This is a genomic window from Streptomyces sp. NPDC107654 (genome assembly GCF_055639035.1).
In genome coordinates, this window is the sequence record NZ_JBVKBI010000006.1 from 1 (window position 1) to 11,740 (window position 11,740).

The 11,740-nt window shown below is 71.8% G+C and carries 12 protein-coding genes; all 12 read right to left on the reverse strand.

Annotation, left to right across the window (positions count from 1 at the left end):
• Positions 1–215, reverse strand: a 215-nt coding sequence (locus ACZ7N4_RS12635) for a flavodoxin-dependent (E)-4-hydroxy-3-methylbut-2-enyl-diphosphate synthase (protein WP_471357170.1), incomplete at its 3' end; no start/stop codon positions are given.
• 4 nt (positions 216–219) lie between these two features.
• The gene (gene hpnH / locus ACZ7N4_RS12640) at positions 220–1,242 is read right to left on the reverse strand and encodes an adenosyl-hopene transferase HpnH (protein ID WP_356160829.1); all 1,023 of its coding nucleotides are present in this window, start codon (positions 1,240–1,242) and stop codon (positions 220–222) included.
• Between the two features lie 5 nt (positions 1,243–1,247).
• Positions 1,248–1,889: a phosphorylase family protein gene (locus tag ACZ7N4_RS12645; RefSeq protein WP_471357174.1), complete on the reverse strand. Its 642-nt coding sequence runs from the start codon at positions 1,887–1,889 to the stop codon at positions 1,248–1,250.
• A complete protein-coding gene (gene shc / locus ACZ7N4_RS12650; protein ID WP_471357177.1) occupies positions 1,886–3,916 on the reverse strand; it encodes a squalene--hopene cyclase in 2,031 nt (676 codons plus the stop codon). Before shc ends, ACZ7N4_RS12645 begins: the two co-directional genes overlap by 4 nt.
• A gap of 116 nt (positions 3,917–4,032) precedes the next feature.
• A complete protein-coding gene (locus tag ACZ7N4_RS12655; RefSeq protein WP_471357973.1) occupies positions 4,033–5,097 on the reverse strand; it encodes a polyprenyl synthetase family protein in 1,065 nt (354 codons plus the stop codon).
• A gap of 68 nt (positions 5,098–5,165) precedes the next feature.
• On the reverse strand, positions 5,166–6,590 hold the full coding sequence (gene hpnE / locus ACZ7N4_RS12660) for a hydroxysqualene dehydroxylase HpnE (RefSeq protein ID WP_471357179.1): 1,425 nt from the start codon (positions 6,588–6,590) through the stop codon (positions 5,166–5,168).
• Positions 6,587–6,844, reverse strand: a complete 258-nt coding sequence (locus ACZ7N4_RS12665; protein ID WP_471357181.1) for a DUF6380 family protein — start codon at positions 6,842–6,844, stop codon at positions 6,587–6,589. The genes hpnE and ACZ7N4_RS12665 overlap by 4 nt, the downstream gene beginning before the upstream one ends.
• Positions 6,844–7,806 (reverse strand): presqualene diphosphate synthase HpnD, encoded by a 963-nt coding sequence (gene hpnD, locus ACZ7N4_RS12670; protein ID WP_471357183.1) that lies wholly within the window; start codon positions 7,804–7,806, stop codon positions 6,844–6,846. Before hpnD ends, ACZ7N4_RS12665 begins: the two co-directional genes overlap by 1 nt.
• The gene (gene hpnC, locus ACZ7N4_RS12675; protein ID WP_471357186.1) at positions 7,803–8,729 is read right to left on the reverse strand and encodes a squalene synthase HpnC; all 927 of its coding nucleotides are present in this window, start codon (positions 8,727–8,729) and stop codon (positions 7,803–7,805) included. The genes hpnD and hpnC overlap by 4 nt, the downstream gene beginning before the upstream one ends.
• 330 nt (positions 8,730–9,059) lie before the next feature.
• On the reverse strand, positions 9,060–9,848 hold the full coding sequence (locus ACZ7N4_RS12680) for an ABC transporter ATP-binding protein (RefSeq protein WP_471357189.1): 789 nt from the start codon (positions 9,846–9,848) through the stop codon (positions 9,060–9,062).
• Positions 9,841–10,770 (reverse strand): ABC transporter permease, encoded by a 930-nt coding sequence (locus tag ACZ7N4_RS12685; RefSeq protein ID WP_471357192.1) that lies wholly within the window; start codon positions 10,768–10,770, stop codon positions 9,841–9,843. Before ACZ7N4_RS12685 ends, ACZ7N4_RS12680 begins: the two co-directional genes overlap by 8 nt.
• An 89-nt stretch (positions 10,771–10,859) precedes the next feature.
• On the reverse strand, positions 10,860–11,732 hold the full coding sequence (locus ACZ7N4_RS12690) for a glycosyltransferase family 2 protein (protein WP_471357977.1): 873 nt from the start codon (positions 11,730–11,732) through the stop codon (positions 10,860–10,862).
• Positions 11,733–11,740 lie beyond the last annotated feature (8 nt).

The following is an 11,740-nucleotide window of genomic DNA, read 5'->3' on the forward strand; positions in this document are numbered from 1 at the left end:
GCGACGCGGACGATCTGGCAGCCGGACGCGGTCAGCTCGGCGATCTGCTGGAGGGTGGCGCCGATGTCGGACGTACGCGTCGTGGTCATCGACTGCACCGACACCGGGGCTCCGCCCCCGACCGCCACCGGCCCGACGTGGATCCGCCGCGACACCCGCCGCGGCGCGACCGGACGGGCCGGTACCTCGGGAAGACCCAAGGGGACGGCGGTCATCGCGTCACTCCCGGTTTCCGGAGACGGTCTCGCGCATCGCCCGCAGGGACTCCTTCAGGGAGCCCATCGTGGCGAGGACGGCGGTGGGCTCGTAGCCGCAGTGCGCCATGCAGTTGTCGCAGCGCGGGTCCTTGCCGCGCCCGTACTTGTCCCAGTCGGTCTCCTCGACCAGCTCCCGGTACGTCGGCACGTACCCGTCGCTCATCAGGTAGCAGGGGCGCTGCCAGCCGAAGAGCGAGTAGTTCGGGATCGCCCACGCGGTGCACGGGAAGTCGACCTTGCCCTCCAGGAAGTCCAGGAAGAGCGGGGAGTGGTTCAGCCGCCACTTCTTGCGGTTGCCGCCCGCGAAGGCCTTCTTGAACAGCTCCCGGGTCTGCTCGACACCGAGGAAGTGATCCTGGTCCGGCGCCTTCTCGTAGGCGTAGGCGGGCGAGATCATCATCTCGTCGACCTTGAGGTCGTCGTTGAGGAAGTTGAGCACCTCGATGATGGTCTGCGGTGTGTCGGTGTTGAAGAAGGTGGAGTTGGTGGTCACCCGGAAGCCGCGCCGCTTGGCCTCCTTGATGGCCTCCACCGCCTCGTCGAAGACGCCCTCCTTCGCCACGGACTCGTCGTGCCGCTCACGCAGTCCGTCGATGTGCACGGCGAAGGCGAAATAGGGCGAGGGGGTGAACTTGTCCATCTTCTTGCGGAGCAGCATCGCGTTGGTGCACAGGAACACGTACTTCTTCCTGGCCACCAACTGCCGCACGATCTCGTCGATCTGAGGGTGCATCAGCGGCTCGCCGCCGGCGATGGAGACCATCGGCGCGCCGGACTCCAGCACCGCGCCCACCGCCTGGGCGACCGGCATGCGCTGCTTGAGCACCCCGGCCGGGTGCTGGATCTTGCCGCAGCCCTCGCACTTCAGATTGCAGGCGAACAACGGTTCCAGCTCCACGATGAGCGGGAACTTGTCCCGCTTGCGAAGCTTCTGTTCGGCCAGGTATGTAGCGACCTTGATGGACTGGCGCAACGGCATGGCCATCTGGCTCACCTCCGGGGGAGCGGCAAAGAACGGTGCCATTCGAAAAATGCGGGAAGGATGGAACGGAGAACGCGGAAAGCCGATATTCCACCGCGCACCGTGCCGATCCGGACGAGTTCGTGCTCGGGAGCGTCCACGACCACGCGGACGGCCGCGACGGGACGGCCGCCCGGGCGGGCGGCGGCCAGCAGGGTGGCCGCCGACTCCATGTCGACCGCGATCGCGCCGGTGGCGAGCAGACCGGACCGCTCCGGGCCCCGGACCACATGGTCGGAGCCGGTGAGCGGGCCGGTGTGGACCGTGCGGCCGGGCAGCAGCCGCACGAGTTCCTTGACCAGGAGTTCGGTGCCCACGCACGGGACGGTCCCGCGCGGGTCCCGGGTCTCCTCGGCGACGACCAGGTCGCCGGGGTGCATGCCGGGGGCGAGCCCGGCACAGAAGCCGGTCGCGAGCACGGCCGTGTCGGCCGCCGCCGGGCCGGCGAGGTGCCGGGTGACGGAGCGTTCCGCCGCCTTCGGGCCCATGCCCGTGCGGACGACGGTGTACGGCCCGCCGGCACCGCCGCGGTCGCCGGTGCGCAGGGCGAAATGCTCGATGCCGAGCGCGCAGGCGATCAGCAGCGGGGCCGGGGCGGGCTGGTTGCTCAAGCTCGCTTTCCCCCCGCCTCGGTGCGCGGTCTCCGGCTCAGCAGGTTGCGCTCGAAGGGGTCCCCGTGCAGGTACCGGCCGAGCGCGGTGAGCGGGAACACCTGCCGGTACAGGTGGTAGTTGATGGAGAAGTCCCAGGGGAAGCCGGTGCCGGTGAAGTACGGCTCGTCCCAGGAGCCGTCCTCCCGCTGGGCCCCGGCCAGCCACTGGACGCCGCGTTCGACGGCCTTGGACTCCTTCTCGCCCGCCGCCAGCAGCGCCATGAGCGCCCAGGCGGTCTGCGAGGCGGTGGAGGCGCCCCGGCCGCTCCACTCCTTGGCGTACTTGTAGGAGCGCAGGTCCTCGCCCCAGCCGCCGTCGTCGTTCTGGACGCTCTCCAGCCAGGCCACGGCCCGCCGGATCGCCGGGTGCGAGCCGGGCAGTCCGGCCGCGGTGAGAGCGGGGACGACCGAGCCGGTGCCGTAGATGTAGTTGACGCCCCAGCGGCCGAACCACGAGCCGTTCGGCTCCTGTTCGGCGAGGAGCCAGTCGATGCCGCGCCGGGTGCGCGGGTCGTGGGCGAGGCCCTCGGCGGCGAGCATCTCGACGACGTGCGCGGTGACGTCGGCGGACGGCGGGTCGATGACCTCGCCGAAGTCGCAGAACGGCAGCCGGTTGGGGAAGGGGCTGGTGTTGTCGACGTCGAAGGCGCCCCAGGCGCCGTTCTTCGACTGCATGCCGAGGTTCCAGCGGACGCCCCGCCCGATCGCCCTGTCCACCCGCTCCGGGTCGTGGTGCCGGACCCGGCGCAGCGCGAGGGCGACCTCGGCGGTGTCGTCGATGTCCGGGTAGTTGTCATTGTGGAACTCGAACGCCCAGCCACCGGGCGGAAGGTGAGGCCGCCGCACGGACCAGTCGCCGGGCCGGACGATCTCCTCGCCGAGCATCCAGTCGGCCGCCTTGACCAGTTGCGGGTGGTCCACCGGCAGACCGGCGTCGACGAGGGCGATGGTGGCCAGGCAGGTGTCCCAGACCGGGGACTGGCAGGCCTCGATCATCCGGGCGCCGTCCTCGCGCCAGACGGCGAAGCGGTCCAGCGAGGCGAGTCCCTCGCGCAGCACCGGGTGTTCCAGGTCGTAGCCGAGCAGGTGCAGGGCGATGACCGAGTACACGGCCGGGGGCTGGATGCCGCCCCAGCAGCCGTCGTTCTCCTGCCGCTCGATGATCCAGCGGGCGGCCGAGTTCATCGCGGCCCTGCGGAGTCTGCGCACGGCGACCTTGCGGTAGCCGCGGACCACCTTGTCCAGCCGCTGGAAGACGCCGTCCCAGCTGGCCACGGGGGCGAGCGGCTGCGGCGGGTTCGGGTTCGCCGGGTCGGTGTGCAGCTCGTCCAGGGCGAAGGGGGCCGGGCGGACCGGGCGCTTGGCGGAGACGATGGTGAGCGGCACGATGGTCTGCCGTGCCCAGCACCCGAAGTTGTAGATGTTGAGCGGGAACCAGGTGGGGAAGTAGATGAGCTCCGGGGGGAGTTCCGGCAGGTCCTCCCACTTCCACCAGCCGAACAGGGCGAGCCAGATCCGGGTGAAGACCCGGGCCGCCGCGATGCCCCCGCGCTCGCGGATCCAGGCGGAGGCCTGCGCCATGTGCGGGGCGTCGGGCGCGTCGCCGGCCAGGCGCAGGGCGACGTACGCCTCGACGGTGGTGGACAGTTCGCCGGGACCGCCGTAGAAGGTGGCCCAGGTGCCGTCCTCGCGCTGCTCGCCGCGGATGAACTTCGCGGCGGCCTGCGCCGTCTCCTCGTCCAGAATGCCCAGGAACTGGCGGAGCAGCAGGTCCTCGGCGTCCATGGTGACGTTGGTCTCCAGGTCGCCCTTCCACCAGCCCTGGGTGTCCTGCCTGGCGAGCAGGAAGTCGGTGGCGCGCCGTGCGGCGTGTGCGGCGGCTTCTTGTACCCCGGCCGCCTCGGGGGTGGTGAGGGTGGTGTCGCTGGCCGCGGCAGCGCGGGACGGCAAGGTCGCCCCGGTGCTTCCGTCGGTCGTCGCTGTCATGGCTTCCCCTTCGTGCAGTCGTGCGAGTCGTGCTGCTGCGGGTCCGCCGTCGGCCGGTGTCCTGATCCCTTCGGCACCGGCCGGCGACTACGCGAGGCTTATCCAGCCAATAGTGATCATCTCTTTCGTACGACGACGAAGTCGGCGAGCGCCGTGAAGGAGTCCCGCACCCGGTCGGGCATGTCGACGGCGTCGAGGGCTTCGATGGCGATGGTGTGCTGGCGGCGCGCTTCCGCGGCCGTCCACTCGCGGCCGCCCGCCTCCTCGATGAGAGCGGCCCGGCTCGCGAACTCCTCCTCGGAGAAGTTCTCGAAGTCGCTGCTCTTGGCGTCGGCGGCGAGGATCTCGCCGAGCCGCTCGGAGGCGGGGCCGCCGGCCGCGAGCGCGGCCACCACGGGCAGGGACTTCTTGCGCTGGCGCAGGTCGCTCCAGGTCTGCTTGCCGGTGGCCTCCGGGTCGCCCCAGATGCCGAGCAGGTCGTCCACGGCCTGGAAGGCGAGGCCGAGGTGGTAGCCGTACCGTTCCAGCGCGTCGGCGGTGGCCTCGTCCGCGCCGCCGAGGACGGCGCCGATGGAGGAGGCGCAGGCGAGCAGCGCGCCCGTCTTGTTGCCCTCCATCTCCAGGCACTCCTCGACGCTGACCCGGTCGCGGTGCTCGTAGGAGATGTCCTGGGCCTGGCCGTCGATCAGGGCGCGGGAGGCGGTGGTCAGACGGCGGGTGGCGCGGCCGGCCTCGACCGTGCCGAGCTCCAGCAGCACCTCGTTGGCGAGGGCGAACAGGGCGTCGCCGACGAGGATGGCCTGGGCGGGGCCGTGCACCTTCCAGACGGTGTCGCGGTGGCGGCGCTGCTCGTCGCCGTCCATCAGGTCGTCGTGCAACAGCGAGAAGTTGTGCACGAGTTCGACGGCGACCGCGCCCGGGACACCCGTCTCGGGTGCGGCGCCGGTGACCTCCGCGGAGAGCACGGCGAGCGCGGGGCGGACGGCCTTGCCACCGTCGCCGTCGGCGGGGTTGCCGGCGGCGTCGATCCAGCCGAAGTGGTAGGCGGCGACGGTGTCCATGGGAGGGGCCAGACGGTCGACGGCCGCCCGCAGCACCGGTGTGGCCAGGGTTCGTCCGCGCTCCAGCAGCGCGGTCACGTCCACCGCGGCCCGTGGAGCGGGCGTCGAGGCCGGGGGCACAGTGGGCACAGTCTCTCCTCTTGTTGCGGTACCGGGGGTGCGGGGGCTCGCCGCCTGCCGATGGGGCATCAGGCCGCCTCCTCGAACTCGAAGAGGTGGCGGGGGCGGGGCCGGCCCAGGGCGCCGAGGGCGGCGTCGGCCGCGCTCACTCCGCTGCGGACCGCACTCTCCATGGTCGCGGGCCACCCGGTGGCGGTCCACGCTCCGGCCAGGTACAGGCCGGGGGCTTTGGTGCGGGCGCCGGGCCGCAGCCGCCCGACGCCGGGGGTGGGGGCGAACGTCGCCGTGCGCTCCCGGGTCACGAAGAAGTCCACCACCCCGGCCGCGCGCGTACCGGGGATCAGCCGTTCCAGCTCGGGCAGGTAGCGGGCGCGCAGGTCGGCGACCGGGGTGTCGATCTCGTCCTGCGCGGCCGACTGCGACAGCGCCAGGTACTGCCCCGTGCGCAGCCCGGAGGCGTGGGTGCGGTCGAACACCCACTGCACCGGGGTGCCGAGGGCGGCGAAGAAGGGCCGCGCGAGCACCTTGCGGTCGTAGACGACGTGGACGTTGAGGATGGGCGCGTTGCGGATCTCCAGCAGCCGGCCGGGCGCGTCGAGGGCGCCGGGCGGCAGCAGGTCGTGGGCCTCGCGCTGGGGTACGGCGAGGACGACGGCGTCGGTTTCGAGGCGCTCGCCGGGAACCTGAACGCTCCACGTCCCGTTCTCGTTGGTAGAGACGGAGGTGACGCGTGTACGGACCTCGGTACGGACGCCCGCGGAGTCGAGCGCCTTGCGGGCCATCCGGTCGTGCAGTTCGCCCAGCGGGACGTGGGCCCAGCCGATGTCGGCCGCGCCCGGGTCGGACAGCAGACCGGTCTTGAACACCATCGCGGCGAGCCCCAGCGAGGCGTCGCCCGCGACCGCGTTGAGGGTGGCGACCCCGACCAGGTCCCACAGGGCCTCCACGGCGCGCGCCGACTGGCCGTGCGCGGCCAGCCAGCCGCCGAAGTCCTGGGTGTCCAGGGCCGGGTCGGCGAGGTCGAGTCCCTTGAGCGCGAGCGCGGCGCGCCCGACGGACGCACGCTCGGCGAGCGAGAGATGCGGATAGGCGGCCAGGCTGCGCCCCAGGTGGAGGGGGACGGGCAGCGGGTCGCGCCGCAGCCTGCCGAGCCGCCGTCCCTCGGGCTTGGCGACGTCGACGACGGGTACGTCCAGGCGGTCCTGCAGCGGAGCCAGCGCCGCGCCCTCGATCCGGTCGAGGAACCAGCGGTAGGCGGTGCAGCAGCGCAGGTACACGTGCTGGCCGTTGTCGACGGTCAGTTCGCCGCGCTGGAAGGAGAAGGCGAGGCCGCCCAGCCTGGGCCTGCCTTCGAGCAGGGTGACCTGGACGCCGGCGTCGGCGAGGGCGAGCGCCGCGGTGATTCCGGCGAGGCCGCCGCCGACCACGACGGCGCTCCGGCGTGCGGTGCGCGGGGTGCCGGGCCGGGGTGGTACGGGTGAGCTGTCGCTCATCGTGCGTCCTTCCGTGCGAGCGCTCCGCGGGCGGGGCCGGTGAGGGCCGCCTCTCGTCCGCGGCCACGTCGTGGCTGGGCGTGCCCACCCGGCGGTAGCCGCACGTCGGACACGGCCCCGCGCCCCCTCGGGGCGCGAGCCTGGTGGTTGAACGGTGCACGCCCGGTCGTCGCAGTCAGGGACGCCACGCCGCAGGGGAAGGTTGCCTCTCGCAGGCCGTCCGGCTGGGACGGCCCCGGTTCGGTGCGCTGCATCAGGCGCGCCTCCGGACGGAGCGCCGGGAGACGTGGCGGGTCACGTGCCGGGTGTCGAGGCCGGACAGGCCGCGGACGGCGACGTAGGCCTTCTCGTGGCCGGGCAGCGAGACGCGGCCGCGCAGCACGGCCTCCGGGTCGCGTTCGATGCGGTCCAGCAGCCGGCGGTAGATGCCCGCCATCGCGGCCACGCAGGCGCCGCTGCGCCGGTCGAGCATGGGAAGCAGCCGGTAGCCCTCGGCGAACAGGGCCCGGGCGCGCCGCACTTCGAAGTGGACGAGGCCGGCGAAGTCGGAGCCCTCCGGCGGGGTCGCCCCGTCGAAGCCGGCCGAGCAGCCGAACTTGGCGAGGTCGTCGGCGGGCAGGTAGGTACGCCCGCCGGCCGCGTCCTCGCGGACGTCGCGGAGGATGTTGGTGAGCTGGAGGGCGAGGCCCAGCGTGTCGGCGTACTCGGCGGCTCGCTCGGCGCCCCGGGCTCCCGGTTCGGTGCCGAACACGCCGAGCGAGAGGCGGCCGATGGCACCGGCGACGCACCGACAGTAGACCTTGAGGTCGTCCCAGGTCTCGTAGGTCTCGCCGCGCACGTCCATCTGGACGCCGTCGATCAGCTCGTCCAGGCCGCCGAGCGGGATCGGGAAGGCATCCGCGGCATGGCTGAGGGCGACGGCCACCGGGTCGGTGTCGTCCTCCTCGACCTCGCCGTCCCGGATCCGGGCGAGCAGTGCCCGGGTGTCCTCCAGCCGCGTCAGCTTGACCTCGTCGGCCAGGTCGCCGTCGCCGATGTCGTCGACGCGCCGGGAGAACGCGTACAGCGCCGACATGGCGCGGCGCTTGGCCGTCGGCAGCAGCCGGATGCCGTACGCGAAGTTACGGGCCTGTTGCCCCGTGACGGCCTCGCAGTAGCTGTAGGCGGCGAGTACCGGCGCGGACACGTGCGGCGCAGACTCCACGGTCCGGATCACCCCTCTCCTCGCAGGATCACGCCCGCCTCACGCAGCAACTGGACCTTGCCGGGTCTGGGCGGGCCGGGAAGTACGTCGTATTCGGCGGCGGCGATCGCCCGGATCGCCGCCCTTCCCCCCGCCACGAACCCCGCGAGCAGCAGCTTCAGCCTGCCGTGGACGCTACCCACCAGGGGGGCGCCTTCATTCAGCAGATCGCCGGCGCGTTGTGCTTCGTATGCAACCAGGGCGCGCACCGATGCGCTCGTGTTTTTCGTCGCGAGGTCCGCTTCCCGGACGTGGAAGCGTTTCATGTCCTCGGCGGGGAGGTAGATCCGGTCGCGGCCGAGGTCCTCGGCGACGTCCTGGAGGTGCTCCACGATCTGCAGCGCGGTGCAGATCGCGTCGGAGAGCCGGATCCGCTCGGGGGTGGAGGTGCCGGTGACGGCGAGCACGAGACGGCCGACGGGGTTGGCGGACAGCTCGCAGTAGGCGAGGAGGTCGTCGTAGGTCTCGTACCGGGTGACGAGCTGGTCCTGGCGGTTCGCGGCGATCAGCCCGAGGAACGGCTCGGGGGTGAGGCCGCGGCGGCGGACGGTGGGCTGCAGGCGGCGCAGCAGCGGGTGGCGCGGGGTGCCGTCGAAGACGCGGCGCAGATCGGCCTCGAAGGCGTCGAGGAGGGCCAGGCGGTCCTCGGCCGCCTCGGGCGACACGCCGAGCAGCCTGGCGTCGCCGCCGCCGGGGGCGAGGTCGCCGTCGCCGATGTCGTCCACGAGGCGGGCGAAGCCGTAGACGGCCATGAGGTCCTCGCGCCACGCCCGGGGCAGGAAGAAGGGGGCCACGGGGAAGTTCTCGCTCGCGGCCTTGTCCAGCGTGGCGCGTTCCGCGTCGGGCGCCTCGGCGGCGGCCGTCACCGAGCGCTGCCCGGGGCGGGGACGGCACATGCTCCACCGAGCAGGGGAGTTTCCGTAGCCATTGCCGTCACATCTCCCGTTCTACACTGCCGACCCAATACACACTATTTCGGACACGCCGCCCCGCGCCGCGCGGGGGCGCCCTGCCGCAGGGTGTCGCGCATTATCGCCCCACTTGCCGGTTTCCGGCACCGGTACAGCTTACGTTGTACAACGCGGCACCGGCCGTCGGGGTGTCCTGCACATCACAACAACACACCGATTGGCTCCAAGATTCCTAACAGCGGCCCGAGTTGACGTTTCCTTTGCAGACGCAGGGCCCCGCCGGACGGATTCCGACGGGGCCCTGGCCGAAAAGGGTCACTTGCCCGTGAACTTCTCGTACTCCTTCAGGACCTCGTCGGTGGGTCCGTCCATGCGCAGCTCGCCGCGTTCCAGCCACAGCACCCGGTTGCAGGTGTCGCGGATGGACTTGTTGTTGTGACTGACCAGGAAGACCGTTCCGGCCTCCTTGCGCAGTTCCCGGATGCGGTCCTCGGAACGCTTCTGGAACTTGCGGTCACCGGTGGCCAGCGCCTCGTCGATCATGAGGACGTCGTGGTCCTTGGCGGCGGCGATGGAGAAGCGCAGGCGCGCCGCCATGCCGGAGGAGTACGTGCGCATCGGCAGGGTGATGAAGTCGCCCTTCTCGTTGATGCCCGAGAAGTCGACGATGTCCTGGTAGCGCTCCTTGATCTGCTCGCGGGACATGCCCATGGCGAGGCCGCCGAGGATCACGTTCCGCTCGCCCGTCAGGTCGTTCATCAGGGCCGCGTTCACGCCCAGCAGGGACGGCTGGCCGTCGGTGTAGACCTTGCCCTTCTCCGCGGGCAGCAGGCCGGCGATGGCACGCAGCAGGGTGGACTTGCCGGAGCCGTTGGAGCCGATGAGGCCGATGGCCTCGCCGCGGTAGGCGACGAAGGACACGCCGCGCACGGCGTGCACCCTGCGCACCCCGCGGGCCGCGTCGTCGGAGCCGCGCTTGAGGATCCGGCTCAGGGCCGCCGTCGCGCTGCCCTTGCCGGTCTTGGCGCCGTTGACCCGGTAGACGATGTGCAGGTCGTCCGCGATGACCGTCGGACGGTGATCCTGGGTGTTCTGCTCAGCCACGGCCGTACCGCTCCTCCGCCTTCCAGAAGTACACGAAGCCGCCCACGGCGAAGAGCACGGCCCAGCCGCCGGCCGCGGCCCAGACGTGGTCCGGCAGGTTCCCGGAACCGTAGCCGTCGATCAGGGCGAAGCGCATCAGGTCCATGTAGATGGCGGCCGGGTTCCACTGCAGGACCGTCGCGATCCACTGCGGCTTGTCCGCCAGCATGACCGGGATGGAGAACATCACCCCGGACGCGTACATCCACGTCCGCATCACGAACGGCATGAGCTGGGCCAGGTCCGGGGTCTTCGCGCCCGCGCGGGCCATGACCAGCGCGAGCCCGGTGTTGAACAGGAACTGCAGCGCCAGCACCGGCACGATCAGCAGCCAGGACAGGCTCGGGTAGCTGCCGAAGCCGATCGCCACGATGAACAGCACGAGCATCGAGAACAGCAGCTGCTGGAGCTGCTGGAGCGAGAAGGAGATCGGCAGGGAGGCGCGCGGGAAGTGCAGGGCGCGCACCAGGCCGAGGTTGCCGGAGATCGCGCGGACGCCGGACATCACCGAACTCTGGGTGAAGGTGAAGACGAAGACGCCGGTCACCAGGAACGGGATGTAGACGTCCCGGGACATGCCGCGGCTGGCGTGCAGGATCAGACCGAAGATGAAGAAGTACACGGCCGCGTTCAGCAGCGGCGTCGCCACCTGCCAGAGCTGGCCCAGCTTGGCCTGGCTGTACTGGGCGGTCAGCTTCGCCTGGGAGAAGGCGAGGATGAAGTGGCGGCGCCCCCAGAGCTGACGGACGTACTCCACGAGCGAGGGCCGGGCGCCGCTCACGGAGAGCCCGTACTTGGCGGCCAGCTCGGCCGCCGTCAGTCCCTCGTCGGGCGACGGGGCCGCGGTCACCGCGACCGTGCCGTCGTGCGTGGTCTCACTCACAGGTGGAAACTTTCGTCTTCGGGTTCGCGTTCGAGTTCGTCGTCCGGCGCGCCCGGGCGCGGGCGCACGGGCGCACAGGGACGAGCTTGTCAGATGACCGGGGGACGGCCCAGTCGGGTGAGTCGCCACACGGTACGCCAGCGCATCGGGCGGCGCGGACCGCAGGGCGTGGTCCAGCCTTCCCGGAAACCGCCGAACCACGCCTTCAGGGCCGGCCGCGAGGGGCGGCGGAGCAGGGTGAGCAGCAGCCAGACGCCGAGGTAGACCGGGACCAGGAGGGCGGGGAGGTTGCGGCGGGCGAGCCAGACGCGGTTGCGGGCGACCATCCGGTGGTAGACCGCGTGCCGCGAGGGCGCGGTCGTGGGGTGGTACAGCACCATGTCGGACCGGTAGTCGATCATCCAGCCGGCGTCGAGGGCCCGCCAGGCCAGGTCGGTCTCCTCGTGGGCGTAGAAGAACTCGTCCGGGAGCCCGCCGACCTCGGCGAAGACCCGGGTGCGGACGGCGTTGGCGCCGCCGAGGAAGGTGGTGACCCGGGAGGAGCGCATCGGGTCGGCGGCGCGCAGCCGGGGGACGTGCCGGCGCTGGGTCTCCCCGGTGTCGGGGTCGGCGATGCGGAAGCTGATGATGCCCAGCTCGGGGTCGGCGGCGAAGGCCTGGCGGCACAGCTCGGCGGTGTCGTGCCGGGCGAGCAGGCCGTCGTCGTCCAGGAAGAGCAATATGTCGACATCGCGGCCGCCGGGACCGAAAGCCTCTATGCCGACGTTGCGGCCGCCCGGGATGCCCAGGTTCTCGGGCAGCTCCAGGGTCCGCACGCCCTCCGGCACGTCCGGGACGGGCGAGCCGTTGCCGACGACGACCACCTCGACCGGGTCGCCGTCCTGCCTGGCGACGGAGTCGAGCAGGGCACGCAGTTCCTCGGGCCGGTTGCCCATGGTGATGACGACGGCGCCGACCTTCATGGGCGCGC

Bases quoted from the DNA above. Each gene is read 5' to 3' on its own strand.
- hpnH (WP_356160829.1), bottom strand. From the start codon at position 1,242: ATGGCCATGCCGTTGCGCCAGTCCATCAAGGTCGCTACATACCTGGCC.
- shc (WP_471357177.1), bottom strand. From the start codon at position 3,916: ATGACAGCGACGACCGACGGAAGCACCGGGGCGACCTTGCCGTCCCGC.
- hpnE (WP_471357179.1), bottom strand. From the start codon at position 6,590: ATGAGCGACAGCTCACCCGTACCACCCCGGCCCGGCACCCCGCGCACC.
- ACZ7N4_RS12665 (WP_471357181.1), bottom strand. From the start codon at position 6,844: ATGCAGCGCACCGAACCGGGGCCGTCCCAGCCGGACGGCCTGCGAGAG.
- hpnC (WP_471357186.1), bottom strand. From the start codon at position 8,729: ATGTGCCGTCCCCGCCCCGGGCAGCGCTCGGTGACGGCCGCCGCCGAG.
- ACZ7N4_RS12690 (WP_471357977.1), bottom strand. From the start codon at position 11,732: ATGAAGGTCGGCGCCGTCGTCATCACCATGGGCAACCGGCCCGAGGAA.